Source organism: Streptomyces sp. SID3212, from assembly GCF_009865405.1.
In the GTDB taxonomy this organism is placed as follows: domain Bacteria; phylum Actinomycetota; class Actinomycetes; order Streptomycetales; family Streptomycetaceae; genus Streptomyces.
In genome coordinates this window covers 1-16280 of record NZ_WWJY01000010.1, presented here as the reverse complement: position 1 = coordinate 16280, position 16280 = coordinate 1, and the positions used below count along the sequence as shown (strand labels likewise).

Sequence of the window (16280 nt, the reverse complement as noted above, 5' to 3'; positions counted from 1 at the left end):
GGGTACGAGGCGACCTGGGGATGACCTGCCGGGCCCCGTCCTCCCCGTACCCCGGTGGGGGGTCAGCGGTTCCGGGTCAACGGGTTCCGGGTCAGCGGGTTCCGACGAGGCCCGCCTCGTACGCGATGATGACGGCCTGGACCCGGTCACGGGCGCCGATCCTGGCAAGCACCTTGCCGACATGGGTCTTGACGGTGGATTCGGCCAGCACCAGCCGCGCGGCGATCTCGGTGTTCGTGAGGCCCTGCGCCATCGCCAGCAGCACCTCGCCCTCCCGCTCGCTGAGCCCGGCCAGACGGGGATCGCTGCCCGCGCCGCCCGCCCGGTCGGCCGGTGGCGGGCCCTGCCGTACGAACGTGTCCAGCAGGCGGCGCGTCAGCGCCGGGGCCGCGACGGCGTCCCCCTCCGCCACCGCCCTGATACCGGCGACGAGTTCGCCCGGCAGCGCGTCCTTGAGGAGGAAGCCGCTGGCACCGGCGCGCAGCGCGCCGTACGCGTACTCGTCCAGGTCGAAGGTCGTGAGCATGAGGACCCGGGACCGGCCGCCGGACGCCACGATGCGGCGGGTGGCCTCGATGCCGTCCACGCCGGGCATACGGATGTCCATCAGCACCACGTCGGGGCGCAGTTCGGCCGCCTGCCGTACGGCTTCGGCGCCGTTCGCGGCCTCTCCGACGACGTCCGTGCCGGGGTGGGCGTCGAGCAGCATGCGGAAACCGAGGCGTTGCAGCGCGTGGTCGTCGACGATCAGGACCGTGGTCACAGGGGGTTCTCTCCGGGTACGGGTGGGGGCAGCAGGGGCAGGGAGGCGTGAACGAGCCAGCCGCCGCTTCCTGTTGGCCCGGCCTCGGCCCGGCCCCCGCACAGGGCGGCGCGTTCGGCGATGCCGACGAGCCCTCGGCCGGTGGGGGCGGCGGGGGCGGTGGGTCCGGTGAGGGCGGTAGGGGCGATGGGGTGGTCGCTGGTGTGACCGGCGGTGTGGTCGGCCGGGGCGGGGGCGGGTCGTGGTGCCCGAGGGCCGCTGTCGCGAATGCACAGGTCCACGTCCTGGCCGGTGACGCGCAGGGCCACGTGGACCGTGGTGTCGGGTCCCGCGTGTGTGAGGCTGTTGGTCAGGGCTTCCTGGACGATGCGGTGGACGGCCAGTTGGACGCCGGGGGACATGGCGTGGTGATCGCCTTCCGTACGGTGGGAGATGCGCGGTCCCGCGGCCCGGGCGCGCTCAAGGAGCCCTGGGAGGTCGGCGGTTCCCGGCTGGGGGGCGAGGCCGGCGGTGGTCTCCCGGGCGCCGGGGTCCTCGCAGCGGGCGCCGAGGGCGCGGCGCAGTTCGCTCAGGGCCTGGCGGCCGGTGCCGGCGATGATGGACAGGACGTCCGGCCCAGGGGCGGAGCCCCTGTCGGAAGCGGGGCCCGTACCGGCGCCGGAGCCCGTACCGGAGCCGACTCCTGCTCCCGCGCCCGCCGCCGCGCCGTCCGCGAGGGCGATGATCACGGCGAGGTGGTGGCCGACGATGTCGTGCATCTCCCGCGAGGCGCGCGAGCGTTCGGCGAAGACGGCGAGCTGCTCGCGCTGCTCGCGGTCGACCTCCCGTTGCGCGGCCCGCTCCGCCAGGACGACGAGTTGCCCCTCCCGTACCCGGAGGACCAGGCCGACGGCGAGGGCGGCGGTGACGGCGCAGTACGAGAAGAACAGCGCCGAGAGCGTCTGCTCGGTGAAGGGCCTGATCCAGAAGGTGACCGCGGTGAGCGCCGTCGCGACGTACAGACCCGACCACGGCAGTCGCCTGATCCGGTCGTAACGGGCCGCCGAGTACAGCGCGATCATGAGACCGACGAGGGCGGTGCCGAAGTCGGAGGACAGGAACCACTGGACCAGGCAGCAGAACACCACGGCCGCCAGCGTGGCGGACGGGGCCCGGCGCCGCCACAGAAGGGCGAGCGCCTGGCCGGCCATCGACCCCGCGACCAGGACGGAGGCCCCCGGGCCCAGCGCGTCCACGGACACGTCCGCGATCAGCCCGGGGCCGGGGCCGGGGTCGAGCAGATCGAGGAGTCCGCCCGCCAGCACGAGCAGCGCCGGCAGCGCGTACAGCACCGCCGGGTGCTCGCGGCTCAGTCTGCGCAAGGCACCGGCCGCGTCCGTGGCCCTCCGTACCAGCGCACTGCCGCGCAGGACGTCGGGTTCGGGCGGGATCAGGTCCCTCCGCCGGGGGTGGACCGGCACCATGGCTTTCCGCTCTCTGTCATTCGTACGCGCGCCGCTCGCACGTCGGAACGCTTGAGCCGCCACGCGGCGACGGCGGCGACCGGGAGGACCGGGAGCGGCCGGGGGCGGACGGGGAGGGACGGCGAGGGACGGGGAAGGACGACGGCCCGGACCGAGCCCCGCCGGGGGCCGCGCGCCCGTGCAGCGGTCTCCCGGCGGGGGGTGCTCAGGCGTGGGTGAGGCGGCTGCCCCGGCGCCAGACGGCGCGGGTGTTGAGGGTGTCGGAGATGGTCGTGGTGGGGTCGCCGTCGACCAGAAGGAGGTCGGCGCGCAGTCCTTCGGCGATACGGCCCCGGTCTGTTAGCCCGAAGCGGCGGGCGGTGGTGGAAGTGGCCGCGTGCAGCGCCTCCACCGGGGTCAGACCGGCCCGGACGAGATACTGGAGTTCGTGGTGGACGCTCGCCCCGTGGGCCAGACCGCCCAGGAACTCGAACGGCGCGGACGCGTCCGTACCGACCAGGAGGTCGACCCCGGCGTCCCGCAGCGCGCGCACCGACCCGAACACATCACCGAGCCTGCCCTGCGGGTAGTGGCCGAAGCTGCTGCGCAGCGTCTTCATCCACTGCTCGTCCAGGCGCGACGCCACCCGCGGGTCGTCGGCCAGCTCGTCGCCCGTGATGCCCATCATCGAGGCGTTCAGCACCACACACGGCACCACGAACGCACCGGCGTCGCGGATCAGGGTGATGATCTCCTCGGTGTGCGGGCCCTCCATGAACAGGTGCACGAGACCGTCGATGCCCGACTCGATCGCCATCCGGGTCGCCTCGATCGTCAGCGCGTGGGCGACCGTGAGCATGCCGTGCTTCTTGGCCTCGGCGACCCCCGCGCTCAGCGTCGCCCGGTCGAGCATCGGCAGGCCCGGGTGCCCCTCCACCGAACCGTCGTCCACCATGAACTTGATGTAGTCCGAGCCGCGTTCGACCAGCTGCGGGATGAACCCGACCGCTTCTTCGGGGGTGGTGGAGAACGGCATCAGGGGCGCCGGTTCCGACGGCTTGGGGCCGCGCGCGCCGGGAGGCGGCCCGGGGCGGAATCCCTCCGGGAACAGCTCGCTCGGGTGACCACCGGGAGGCGTGATGGCGAACCCGGAGGAGCGGATGTCGGCCACCGCGTCGTTCTCCGTGATGTGCGCGCGGTTGCCGGCGGTGTGGTTGCCCTGCATCTCCAGCGCCGTGGTCACACCGAACCGCAGATCCAGGGCGAGAGCCTGCTCGTTGGTGTGTACGTGCGCGTCGATCAGGCCGGGCAGCAGCGTCCCGCCCGCGGCGTCCACGATCTCCGCTCCGGCGGGTGCCTCCCCGCCCACCGCGAGGATCCCGGTGCGGTCGAAGACGACGGTGGTCGCCTCCAGCGGCCGGTCCCCGTCGAAGACCCGCGCGTTGATGATGGCCGTTGTGCTCATGGGGGTGTTTCCCGTCGTTGTCGATCCGTCGCGGTGAGCCGGGTCTCCCGGCACCCACCGGTCTTCTGCCGTCTTCTGCCATCTCCTGCGAAACGCAGATGCATGCATTGTTGCACGTAATTGCGTTCGACAGCGACCTGGGACTAAGGTGTCAAAGTGACCAGGGGAAACGAGACCGGGCGGAACGAGACCGGGCGCAACGAGACTCAGGACGACGCGCTGCTGGACGCGGTCGGCGCGGCATTCGCCCGGCTGCGGCGCCGTACCGCCCTGGTGGACGTCGACCCGCCGGTCACGCGCAAGGACATGGCGCGGAACCAGGTCATCAACGTCGTCGACGAGGCCGACGGCGAGATGACGGTCGGCGGCATCGCCTACCAGCTGACCGTCGACTCCTCCGTCGCCAGCCGGATGGTGAGCGACTGCATCACGGCCGGCCTTCTCGTACGGGCCGCCTCCCAGACCGACGGCCGCCGTACGGTGCTCCTCCTCACCCCCGAGGGCATCGCCCTGCGCGACCGCTTCAGCAGCCAGCACCGCCAGGCCTTCGAGCACATCACCCGCGACTGGCCCCAGGCCAAACGCCTCGAATTCGCCCGGCTGCTGGTCGACTACGCGGACGCCGCCGCGGAGTTGGGCACGCGCACCCGCCCTGACCCCGGCTAGGCCGCCCACGGCGCGGCGTCCGCGACCGCGCCTTCGGTGATACCGCGCCCTCGGTGACCGTCCCGACCATCGCGTCCTGGCCGACCGAGGCTTCCTTGTAGCGCGACGCGGTGACCTTCCGGCCGTCCGGCGCGACGAAGACGAGGCGGGCGTCCGCGCCCTCGGAGTTGCCGGAGGGGAAGCGCTGGTCCAGCAGGTCGAACGCGTTCTGCGACTCCGTACCCGGCATCGGGGGCGATGACCGATTCGGTAGAGGAAGGCAGCCACGAAGAGAGCTCTCCTGTCGGGATCGGAGCACCCGCGCGGCACCCCGCCCGGGACCGGCGGGCGGACGCCGGAGACGGCCCCCGGGAATGTGCTCTTCGGCGTACGGCAGGCGTTGTACGCGGCGCCCCGTGCGTGGCACACCTCCCCACACCCGGTTAAAATTCAGGGGGAATAGCAAGGAGGGATTAATTTGTCCTGGACAGCGCAGAACAATCCCGCCAATCCTGAGAACGCACCGAGTCATGACGATCTCCTGATCTGCGCCGTTGACCACCGCGCGAGCCTCGAAACCGACCTTTACCAATTGACCGCCACCCCGACACCATCACAGGCGGCGAGGATCGCCGACGGCAAATTGCTGGTGTACGAAGCGGTCGTGGACGCCCTGCCGCAATTCCCGGAATCGACCCGGGCCGGCCTGCTCATCGACGAACGCTACGGGGCAACGGCAGCGGAGCTGGCGGTGCAGAGCGGGCAGATCGACCTCGCGATGCCGATCGAGGAGAGCGGCCAGGACTGGTTCCATTTCGAATACGGCGATGAGTGGCAGCAGCATGCCGAGTACTTTCCGGCCGCGTTCTCGAAGGTCCTGGTACGTGACAATCCGGGCTACGGGGAATCCGACCGGAACGCACAGGCCGAGCGGCTGGCACGGGTGGTGTCCTGGGGGAATTCCGTGGGCCGCAGCCTCATCCTCGAACTGCTGGTACCGGCCACGGAAGCCGACCTCGCGGCGGTCGACGGCTCAGCCGACCGGTACGACAAGGAGCTGCGCGGCGCGGCGACGGTGCGGGTGATGGAGTACCTCCAGGACCGGGGCGTGGAGCCCGCGATCTGGAAGGTGGAGGGCCTGGAGACCCGCGAGGACGCCGAGTCCGTGGCCCGTACCGCCCGACGCGGGTCCCGGAACGCACGCTGCGTCGTCCTGGGCCGTCACGCCCCCAGGGAGAAGCTGGACCACTGGCTGGAGATCGCCGCACCCGTGGAGGGATTCATGGGTTTCGCCATCGGCCGGAGCATCTGGTGGGAGGCCCTGGAGAATTACGTCCACGGACAATCGACCCGCGACGAGACACGCGCTTCCATCACAGAGGCGTACGTGGGCTACGCGCGATATTACGTCGAAGCGCGAAACGGCAAGGCGTAGAAGAACCCCCATCCGACCGTTCACGGCCACAAACGTATGGCTCGCGGCACTACCCCTTACGCACCTTGCTCACCAAGAACACCACCCCGACGACAAGGATCAGGGCGATGGCAACGATCCAGAAGGGTGGGGTGCCCTCCCCGGCTCCCTTGGCCAACAACTGACTGAATGCCATGTCACCCTCCTACCGATCCCGCGTCGCGTCGACCGAGCCGATGACCGAACCCTGGACGGAAGTGAGGCAGTACGGACTGCCGCCCCCCGATCCCTGCCGGTGCCCCGGGTTTCGCAGCCGAAACCGATCGCGGTTCCGGCACCGCCGTATGGGAGCCGCCTCCATCGCCGGCCCCGGGCCCACTGCTGCGACCAGGACCGAGACCACAACCCACGCAAAAGCCCCGCCCACCGGGCGCTGGTGGGCAGGGGCTCTCTTGTCGCTCAGGTTCGTGACTACACCCGCAGGGTGCCGATCAGGACTCCCGTGCCTTACTGGGTGGTGCCTCCCGGGCAGGTCTCACGGCTCGGGTGGGGTTTCTGATGCCCCGTCGTCGGCGAGCCGGGCGGCGAGCCGACCGACTGCCCGCATGACGGGCACGTCCCCTCGACCCGGGCGGGATCGGACCGTAGTGCCATATCAGCTCCTCCTCGCAAAGGTGGTGCCTGACAGGTGGTGCACTCCTCCCCGGCCGGCGGCCGGGAAGGTCAGATCTTCCGCACAAAAGCACGCGCCCCGTTGTGGAAGAAGACGGTGAGCCCCGGCGACTCCTTCCCGCCGGCACGGCTCGACCAGGGCTCGATGTTCGCGATCTCAGGGGACTCCGCCCGCGCGAGAACCGCGACGAGCCAGCCCTCGTGATCCCCCGGCTTGGGCTCGGTCCAGGTCCCGAACGGGTCACCGCTGACGGGCACATCAGGCTGCTCATGCTTCTCGCCGTCCGCGAGCTGACCGATGATCTGCCACCGCGCCTCCCCGTCGCCGTTCGTGATCGCCACTCCGAACGGGTGGGTGGTGTCCCCGGCATCCGCGAGAGTCTGCACGCGGGTCACACCGGGGGTGTTCTTGGCCAGGTCGAGGGTGAAATCCTGAAATCGCGCGGGTCGCATTTGTGATCATTCCTTCCGTGGCGGCCGGGTCAGTCTAGGCGTCCCGGGTCGCCTGGGACGGAGGATTGCCCGGCCCCTGCCCAGAGTCCGGGCACGGACGCGCCGACCGGCCGCAGGGATCAATGCGAACAAAAAAGCCCAGCTCAGACACCGTCTGAGCTGGGCTTGCAAGTGAGCCTCCTGTCGGATTCGAACCGACGACCTACGCATTACAAGGGCCTGCAAGATCATGACGAGGGATGCCAGGCCATGCAGTCCCATCCCGTTGCACCTGGTCAGAGACGTGCAACTCCAATTCGCGTAACGCCTGGTCCAACGCGTGCCGCCCCATCCGCTCACGCATCGCTCACGTATTCGGCGGACAGGACGCGTCGCTCCGAGGGCACCTAACTAGCGTGAAGTGGGGCGTCGGTAGTTTGGGGCTGTTTCCGTTTTGCTCGTCCGCTCCCAGGTCCTCTCGTACTGACCTAGGATCGTCAGCGACCTTGAACGCACCGTGATGGTCCGGGACGGACCGGTTCTGTACATAGTTTGGGGAGGCCCCCGCATGGCTCGGGGACGGCGCATCGTCGATCGCTGCGAGATGCGCACGCCGATCGGCCGCGGAGCGATGGGCCAGCTACGGGAATGCACCGATCTGTATCCAGTCGCCCTCAAGTTCATTCGCTCGGAGCACCTCGACTCCAACATCGAACGGCAGCGCATCGTCCGACGATTCCCAGCTTCACCGCGACCATCCGCAACCCGGTTCGACAACAGGGCGCGGGGAAAGCGATGAGGGACCACCACCTGACGAGGGGCGAACTGATCGACGGCCGCTACGAGCTGGCGGAGCTGCTCGGCAGAGGCGGCATGGGCGAGGTATGGGCGGCGTACGATCAGCGGCTGGACCGGTCTGTGGCCGTGAAACTGCTGACACCGCAGACGGCTGTCTCCAAGATGCCGCGCAGGCTCGATCCGCAGGACCCCGCCGTCGTCCGCTTCACCAGGGAAGCACGACTGATGGCCAAGCTGGAGCATCCGTACGTACCGGTCATCCATGATGCGGGCACCCATCGAGCGAATCGGCTCTATCTGGTCATGCAGCGCGTGTACGGACACACGCTGGACCGGCTGGTGGCCCAGCGCGGACCCTTTCCCGTGGAGTGGGCCGCCGCCGTGGGCGCCCAGGTGTGCTCCGTGCTGGTCCAGGCTCACGGACGCGGCTTCGTCCACCGGGACCTGACGCCCCGCAACGTGATGCTCACGCCAGACGGCACGGTACGCGTCCTCGACTTCGGTATTGCTACTGCCCTGCAACCACCGGACGGGCCACGGTTAACCGACGCGGGCATGGTGGCCGGAACTCCGGGCTTCATTTCTCCGGAACAAGGCAAGGGGCAAGCAGCCACTCCTCTCAGTGACCTGTACGCACTGGGCTGCGTGCTGTACGAGCTCCTGGGCGGCCGACCGCCGTTCACGGCCGACGAGCCGCTGGCCCTGGTGATCCAGCACATCGCGGATACTCCGGTACCGCTGGATCAGCTGCGCGACGACGCACCAGCCGAACTGCGTGACCTAGTCTCCCGCTTACTCGCCAAGCGCCCGGAGGATCGGCCGGCTGACGCAGCCGAAGTCCGGGAGGTCCTCGCGCCCTGGGCCGAGCAGGCGGTGCCGAAGTCCGCCCGCGCCGGAACTCCGAGGCCCGGCAAAGCCACCGCGCGCCCGCCCCACGATGGCACGGACCTTCGGAACGATCCGCCTCCGGACAGAGCACACGCACGCGTTCCGGAGCCCGCCCCGTCCCCGCTCGCAACTGCACAACCTCCCGTTCGGCCAGCGCAACCGCCATCCACATCCGGGGCCGGACCGTCAGCAGAATCGACGGACCTGCGCGAACGCGCGCAACGCCTTGCGGCAGAGGGACGGTTGTCACAGGCGCTGGAACTACTGGGCAAGGATCTCAACAAGGTACTGCCGCGTTTCGACTCCTCCCACCCAGAGGTCGTCTCCCGCCGACTGGCCATCCTCCAGTTGCAGTTCGAAGCGCAGGAACTGCAAGCGGCACGGGAGGGCTGCCTGGAGCTCGCGGAAGCCCTGGCGTCGGCCCGCTCCGCGCCGGACGCGGACCTCGCGGCTTGCCGGGTGATGGCAGCCCGCTGCCTTGGCCGGCTAGGGCACAACTCCGCCGCACTCCTGGAACTTCGCGAGGCACTCGAACTCCAGAAGGGGGTGTTTCCCCCGTTACATCCGGAAGTGTTGGAGACCCGTCGGGACATCGCCACCCTCCTGGCGGGCTCAGGCTCGGCCGGTGAAGCCCTGGAGGCTCTGCGCCACCTTGCCGACGACCAACGGACCGCGCTGCCTCCCAACCATCCCGCCCATGCCGAGGTCGAGCGTCTGGTCAGCCGCCTGGGCAGGCTGACCCGCGCTCTCCGCCTCCCGCAGTGATCCGCCGACGACCCACCCACAAGCAGGGCAGAACTATGTGACTAGGTCAATGAACGAATCGCTCGTCAATATGAGGCACTCCGGTAGGCAACGCCGTCCCGCCGATAGAAATAGTGGAGGATGTCCGCATGCCCGGAACCACCTGCACTTCCGAAGCCTCCGCAATCGTCGCGCCGCCGAAGGAGAACGCGCTCGTCCAGGTACGCGGCCAGAACTGGGTGGTGTCCGGAGTCGAAGCCGCCCCGGTCGGCAATGTCACCGTGGTGCATCTACAGTCCGTCGCCGATGGCCGCTACGGCGATACTCTCTCCGTGATATGGGAGGTCGAGCCGGGGCGCCGCGTCCTTCCCGCCGGCTCCCTTCCCGACGCCTCTACCGGAGCGTTCGATCCGCCGGAGCAACTAGCGGCCTTCCTCGACGCCGTCCGCTGGTCCGCTGTCGCTTCCGCCGACGTGAAGACGCTCCAGGCCCCCTTCCGGTCAGGGGTGGCCATCGAGCCGTACCAGCTGGAACCGGTCGCCCGTGCCGTCGGTGCTCCCCGCGTCAATCTGCTGCTCGCCGACGACGTCGGTCTCGGCAAGACCGTGGAGGCCGGACTGGTCGCCGAGGAGCTGCGGCTGCGCGGCCGGGCTCACCGCGTCATGGTCGTCTGCCCAGCTGGCCTCACTCTCAAGTGGCGCGATGAGATGGCCGACAAATTCGGCCTCGACTTCACTGTGGTCGACTCAGCCTGCTGCGCCGAGTTGCGCCGCACGCACAGCAGCGCTGCGAACCCGTTCCGCGTGTTCCCCCTGACCATCGTGAGCCTTCCCTGGCTGCGCACGCCCAAGGCCCAGCGGCTCCTCGACGAGGTGCTGCCTGCGGGCGGGTCGACGGAGCTGCCGGGCCGCCCCGGACGCCGTACCTTCGATTTGTTGATCCTGGACGAGGCGCACCATGTCGCCCCGAGCGCACCCAAGCAGATCTACGCCGTCGACTCCCTGCAGACCAAGCTGATCCGACGCCTCGCCCCCCACTTCGAGCACCGGCTCTTTCTCTCCGCAACCCCTCACAACGGCTACCAGGAGTCATACACGGCCCTGCTGGAACTGATCGACAACCAGCGCTTCTTCCGCGGCGGCGAGCCGGACAAGGCCGCCCTCGACGACACAGTCGTACGACGTCTGAAGACCTCCGTCACCAACGAGGACGGCACCCCCCGGTTCCACATCCGCGAATCGAAAGCCCTGCCCGTCGAGTACCCCGACACCGAGCGCGAGATCCACGCCCTCCTCACCCGCTACGCCGAGCTGCGCAAGAAGCGCGTCGCGCCCGAGCGGCGCGGCGGCCGGAAGGCCGTCGACCTGGTCACCCTGCTGCTGAAGAAGCGCCTGTTCTCCTCCCCCGCAGCCTTCGCGCACACCGTCGGCGTCCACCTCGAATCAGTACGCGCCAAGGCGAAGTCCGGCGGGAAGAAGGAGGTTCCGGCCCCGGTCGAGACCCCCCTGTGGATCACCCAGTACGAGGACTACGCCGCCGAGCTCGACGACGAGGAACTGGCCGAGGCCGAGCACGACGCGATCACCCGCGCCGCCACGGTCACCCCGGGAACCTCCGAGGAAGAGGCCGAGCTGCTCCAGCGGATGGCCCACTGGGGCCAGGCCCACCAGGCGTCCCCCGACGCCAAGGCGAAGGAGCTCGTCAAGACCCTCAAGTCCATCTGCCTCACCGGTGGGACGTGGGGGAACGAACGGGTCGTCGTGTTCACCGAGTACCGCGACACTCAGGACTGGCTGCTGAACCTGCTCCAGCAGGAGGGCCTGGCCCAGAAGGGCCGCGTCCTCACGCTCCACGGCGGGAAGAACGCCGAGGAGCGCGAGCAGACCCGGCTCGCGTTCCAGGAACAGCCCACCATCCCCGAGGGCATGGTCCGCATCCTGATCGCCACCGACGCAGCCAGCGAGGGCATCGACCTACAGGACCACTGCCGGTATTTGATCAACTACGACATCCCGTTCAACCCCAACAAGCTTGAACAGCGCATCGGCCGTATCGATCGCTACGGCCAGCGCCACAACCCGCAGATCATGCACTTCGTCGGCGCTTCCTGGGACAGGGCCAGGACGGACGTGTACGAGGCCGACTTGGAGTTCCTCGCCCGTATCGCGAGGAAAGTCGCGCAGATGGAGGAGGACCTCGGCGAGGTTAACGCCGTACTCGCTGAGAAGGTACAGCTGCGGATGACGGGCCAGCTCAGCGACTTCGACATCGAGCACGCCCGCGCGAAGAAGATCAAGGGCCGTCCCACGGGCGGGAAAGTGGACGCCGAACAGAACGTCACTGAGCAGGTGCGGCGGCTCAACGCCCAACTGAAGCAGACGACCGTAGAACTCGGCATCACCCCGGACCGGGTCGCTCGCGTGGTGAACACTGCGCTGAACCTGGCCCGCCAGCAGCCCCTCGTGCCGTGTCTCGACGAGAACGCACCGTCCGAGGACGACTTCCGGCAGGGCCTGTACACCGTGCCGCCACTGACCGGCTCCTGGGAGCGCGCCACCCGTGGCCTGCCCGACAAGCTCCGCCCCGACGTACTGCGCCCGGTTACCTTCGACGCGCAGGCGGCCTCGGGACGCCCCGACATCGTGCTGGCTCATCTGAACCATCCGCTGGTCGCCATGTCGACGCGGCTGCTGCGCGCCGCCGTGTGGAACGCGGACAACGTCGACCTGCGCCGGATCACGGCCGTCGTCAGCGACGACCCGGCCCTGGAGACCACGTTCGTCGGCGCGTACGCCCGCTTCGTGCTGGTCGGCACGGACGGGCAGCGCCTCCATGAGGAGGTCCTGCACGCGGGCGGCTGGCTCGGCGACAACGGCTGGCAGCGTCGGTTGCGAGGCGTGGAGGCGGTCGCCTCGATCCTGGACCACGCCCTCACCGAGGGCCGCCCCGCCAAGGAGCGCCTGCTCCACCGCCTCCAACAGAGCTGGCCGAAGACGTATGAGGGCCTCACCCAGTCCGTCGACGCACGGGGCAAGGAACGCAAGACGTCCCTGATGGACCGGCTGGCCGAGCGGCAGGCCGATGAGGAGCAACGCATCAACGCCACCCTCGACCGTCTCCAGCGCACCCTGCGAAACCGGCTCGGGGAAACTTCCTCCGCCACTGCGGCCTCCCGCACGGCCAGCACGGACACGCTCTTCGGCCTGGACGAGCTGAAGGATCCCGACGAACGCCGCCAGCTCGCCGACGACCGCAAACGCTGGCGGGCCCGGCTCGACGGCGTGGAGGACGAGCGGGAGCGCGAACTCGCGGCAATCTCTGCCCGTTACCGCGACCCGCAGGACCATCTCTTCCCTGTCGCCGTCGTCTTCGTCATCCCCGCCAAGGAGGCTTACTGATGAGCCACGCGCCCCGTAACGGAAGCCGCCGCCCCTCCGCCGCCGCCATCCGTGCCGCGAAGGCGTCTGACGGCAAGCAACAGCACCTGGACTGGCTGAACCTCGTCGAGGTGTCCGGCCCGTTCCTCACCCTGCCGGTCCTGCTGCGCAGCTGGCCACAGCTGGAGGGTGTGCCCAGCGGGCGTCGTGCGGACATCCGCCTCCAGCACGGCATCTGGCAGGACGACCGCAAGGGCGCAGGTCGGCTCGACTGGATCGGCTTCCTACTACGCACCCTGCTGGAATGGGACGAGGCTCTGCATCTGCGGGAGGGTGCCGGGCAGTGCGACAGTGGCGAGAGCCTCGCCGAGGACGACACTCTGCTGGATCGTTTCGCGGTCAGCCCGCCCGGGGCCGACACCACCGTGCGCCCCGACTTCGCTCTCGTCCGCCCCGGAACCGACCTCACTGCCGAACCGGACGCTGCCGGCAGGGCCCAGCACGTACCGATCCTCGGCATGGTCCTGCCACCCGACACCGTGCCAACCCGCCGTATCAGGGACGACTCCTGGGCTGCGAGCGGAGTCGACCGGCTCGCCCACGTCCTGCGCCACCACGGCGTCGAGCTGGGCCTGGTCACCGACGGCCGCTGGTGGACCCTGGTCTGGGCACCGCCCGGCGGCGTCACGACAAGCGCCACCTTCGACACCATCGCCTGGAACGAGGCGGCCGACTTGGTGGCGGTCCGCGCCTGGGTGTCTCTCCTCCGCCGCGGTCGGTTCTTCGGACGCCCGGCAGACGAACTCCTGCCGGCGCTGCTGCGCGAGAGCCTGGACGGCCAGGAAGACGTCACCGAGGCCCTTGGCATCCAGGTCCGCCAGGCCGTCGAACTCCTGGTGGACTCCATCGGCCGCGCCGAGACCCGGATGGTCAAACGCGGCGGCAAGGGACTGTCAGGCGTGTCGGCGAGCGAGGTCTACCGGGGCGCCGTCGCGGTCATGATGCGCGTCGTCTTCCTCCTCTTCGCCGAGGAACGGGGCCTGCTGCCCGCTGACAACGAGCTCTACGCGGAGGCGTATTCGGCCGGGCGGCTGTACGAGACGCTGGACAAACGCCGCCGCGCGGACGGTGAGGACTCCCTGGACCACACCACCGCCGCCTGGCACCGGCTGATCGCCCTCTTCCACGCCGTCCACGGCGGAGTGGACCACCCCCTGCTCACGTTGCCCGCATACGACGGCTCGATCTTCGACCCGAAGCGCTTCCCCTGGCTGGAGGCGGTGCCGGAGGGCGCAGACGCCACGGACAATGACGCCACGCGGGCCGCAGACGGCCACACCTCCCTCCTCCCGATCGACGACCGGACCGTCCTGCACGTCCTCGACTCGGTGCAGTTCGTCGTCGTCAACAAGGAGCGGCGCCGACTGACCTTCCGGGCCCTCGACGTCGAGCAGATCGGCTACGTGTACGAGGGCCTCCTCTCGTACGACGGCAAGCGCGCCCAGGACACCGTGCTCGGCCTCATCGGCAAGCCCGGCCTGGAACACGAGGTGAGCCTGACCGAACTAGAGGAACAGGCTGCCCCGTTCGGAGTGGGCCCACGCGCGGTGCCCGGCCAGAAGCCCAACCTCCCGGGCTTGTCGAAGAAGCTGTACGAGCACTTGAAAGACCCCAGGCCGCCGGCTGCGGCGTCGAAGATGGAGAAGCTACTCGCCCCCGGCGACGACCAAGCGCGGGGCAAGGCCGTTCACCGCTTGCTCGCGGTCACCGAGAACGACCGCGACCTGGCCGAGCGCATCCTCCCCTTTCACGGCCTCCTCCGCGACGACCTGCGTGGCCTGCCGGTGGTGATCCCGGCGGACGGCCTGTACGTCACGGAGTCCCGCCTCCGCAAGAACACCGGCACCCACTACACGCCACGTGTCCTGGCCCAGCAGGTCGCCGAGGGAGCCCTGGAACCTCTCGTCTACCGTCCGGGCCCGCTCCAGACGGCGGACGACAAGCAGTGGAAGCTCATCAGCGCGGTCGACATCCTGAAGCTCAAGGTCGCCGACATCGCGATGGGTTCGGCCGCCTTCCTGGTCGCCGCCTGCCGCTACCTCGCGGACCGACTGGTCGACGCCTGGGTCGAGGCAGAGGACGAGGAGGCTCTGGCCTTCCGCGGCAGCCACCGCGACCAGACAGGCGCGATGACGGCGGCGGACGCGGAGAGCGACCCACTGATGGTCCGCGCCCGGCGCCTGATCATCGAGCACTGCCTGTACGGGGTGGACATCAACCCCATGGCCGTGGAAATGGCCAAGCTGTCGCTGTGGCTGATCTCCATGGACCCGGAACGGCCCTTCACGTTCCTGGACGACCGGTTGGTGGCGGGGGACTCGCTGCTGGGGGTTGCCAAGCTGGAGCAGATCGAGAACGTTCACCTGGATCCGGTCGCAGGGCGCAAGCTACACGAGGGACGCCTTGACGAGCTGTGGACTGAACAGGCGCGCGCCCGTGTCCATAGCGCGTCGGGCAACCGTCAGGCCATCGCCGGAATCCACAGCGACTCCATCGCTGACCTGGACGAGAAACGGCGCCTGCTCGCAGCCAGCAACGAACATCTTCAGCGTCTACGACTGATCGGCGACCTCACGACGGGAGCCGGCCTCGCTTCCAGGGGCGGCAGTGACTCGCTCTACCTCAAGGCCGCGGAATTGGCCAGCACGGTCGCCTCAGATGAGGTCCGCGACTCCGACCCCGTGATCCACGAAGCTCGGACGCGGGCTCTGGAGTGGCTGAGCAAGGACCTACCCACGGATGGCTTCGTTCGCCTGCCAGTGCACTGGCCTCTCGTCTTCCCCGAGGTCTTCGAAGCCGAGCAGGGTGGCTTCGACGCGATCATCGGCAACCCGCCTTTCCTCGGCGGTCAGAAGCTGACGGGGACTCTGGGACAGGCGTACCGCGAGTACCTCGTGCTTGGGCTGGGACGCGGGCAGCGGGGTAGCGCGGACCTCGTCGCGTACTTCGAACTCCGGGCCCACCAGTTGCTCAGCGAACGCGGCCAGACGGGCCTGATCGCTACCAACACCCTCGCCCAGGGAGATACTCGGGAGGTTGGCCTCGACCAGCTACTCGACGACGGCATCGAGGTACGCCGAGCCGTGAAGAGCGCGCGCTGGCCTTCGAGGTCTGCTGCGCTGGAGTACTGCGCCGTGTGGACCACCAAGCTGGGCTTGGGTAACGAGGCCACTCGTGTGCTGGACGATGTCGTGGTCCGGGGTATCACTTCGTCACTTGATCCGCGGTCTCGGGTTTCCGGACGGCCATACCGTCTGGTAGCGGGGTCATCTTCCGGAGGGCCCGACGGTCGTACAACTGACAGGCCACAGGCATTCATCGGTTCATACGTACTGGGGAAGGGGTTCGTCCTCACCCCCGAACATGCAGCCGACCTCATCCAGCGCGACCCTCGCAACAAGGACGTTCTCTTCCCCTACCTCAACGGCGAGGACCTCAACTCCCGCCCGGACTGCTCGGCGAGCCGCTGGGTGATCAACTTCCATGACTGGAGCGAGGAACGAGCACGGAGCTACCCGGAAGTTTTTTCCCGCGTCGAAAGAGACGTCAAGCCCGAACGACTCAAGAACAACCGCAAGGT

The 16280-nt window shown here is 69.1% G+C and carries 10 protein-coding genes; 5 read left to right on the top strand and 5 right to left on the bottom strand.

What is annotated here, in order from left to right; all coding sequences use genetic code 11:
* Positions 1-91: 91 nt before the first annotated feature.
* From GT042_RS00785 to GT042_RS00775, 3 genes are all read right to left on the bottom strand, one after another.
* Complete coding sequence (locus GT042_RS00785) at positions 92-763, bottom strand: response regulator transcription factor (protein WP_161306757.1); 672 nt, start codon at positions 761-763, stop codon at positions 92-94.
* The gene (locus GT042_RS00780) at positions 760-2226 is read right to left on the bottom strand and encodes a histidine kinase (RefSeq protein WP_161306756.1); all 1467 of its coding nucleotides are present in this window, start codon (positions 2224-2226) and stop codon (positions 760-762) included. The genes GT042_RS00785 and GT042_RS00780 overlap by 4 nt, the downstream gene beginning before the upstream one ends.
* Before the next feature lie 205 nt (positions 2227-2431).
* On the bottom strand, positions 2432-3670 hold the full coding sequence (locus tag GT042_RS00775; RefSeq protein WP_161306755.1) for an amidohydrolase family protein: 1239 nt from the start codon (positions 3668-3670) through the stop codon (positions 2432-2434).
* A gap of 156 nt (positions 3671-3826) precedes the next feature.
* On the opposite strand from GT042_RS00775, the gene GT042_RS00770 reads away from it, so the two are divergent.
* Both GT042_RS00770 and GT042_RS00765 read left to right on the top strand, forming a co-directional pair.
* Positions 3827-4336, top strand: a complete 510-nt coding sequence (locus GT042_RS00770) for a MarR family winged helix-turn-helix transcriptional regulator (protein ID WP_161306754.1) — start codon at positions 3827-3829, stop codon at positions 4334-4336.
* Positions 4337-4793: 457 nt separating this feature from the next.
* Positions 4794-5750, top strand: coding sequence for a DUF2090 domain-containing protein (locus tag GT042_RS00765; protein WP_161306753.1), 957 nt, complete (start codon positions 4794-4796; stop codon positions 5748-5750).
* A 49-nt stretch (positions 5751-5799) separates the two neighbouring features.
* Here GT042_RS00765 and GT042_RS39795 read toward each other — a convergent pair whose 3' ends face one another.
* Both GT042_RS39795 and GT042_RS00760 read right to left on the bottom strand, forming a co-directional pair.
* On the bottom strand, positions 5800-5925 hold the full coding sequence (locus GT042_RS39795; RefSeq protein ID WP_272925662.1) for a hypothetical protein: 126 nt from the start codon (positions 5923-5925) through the stop codon (positions 5800-5802).
* A 527-nt stretch (positions 5926-6452) separates the two neighbouring features.
* On the bottom strand, positions 6453-6854 hold the full coding sequence (locus GT042_RS00760) for a hypothetical protein (protein ID WP_161306752.1): 402 nt from the start codon (positions 6852-6854) through the stop codon (positions 6453-6455).
* 774 nt (positions 6855-7628) lie between these two features.
* On the opposite strand from GT042_RS00760, the gene GT042_RS00755 reads away from it, so the two are divergent.
* The 3 genes from GT042_RS00755 to GT042_RS00745 form a co-directional block, all read left to right on the top strand.
* Positions 7629-9284 carry a serine/threonine-protein kinase gene (locus GT042_RS00755; RefSeq protein WP_161306751.1) on the top strand — a complete coding sequence of 552 codons (1656 nt, stop codon included), beginning with the start codon at positions 7629-7631 and terminating at the stop codon, positions 9282-9284.
* A 128-nt stretch (positions 9285-9412) separates the two neighbouring features.
* On the top strand, positions 9413-12661 hold the full coding sequence (gene drmD, locus GT042_RS00750; RefSeq protein WP_161306750.1) for a DISARM system SNF2-like helicase DrmD: 3249 nt from the start codon (positions 9413-9415) through the stop codon (positions 12659-12661).
* On the top strand, positions 12661-16280 hold a 3620-nt coding region (locus GT042_RS00745; RefSeq protein ID WP_161306749.1), incomplete at its 3' end, for a DNA methyltransferase. The genes drmD and GT042_RS00745, both read left to right, overlap by 1 nt.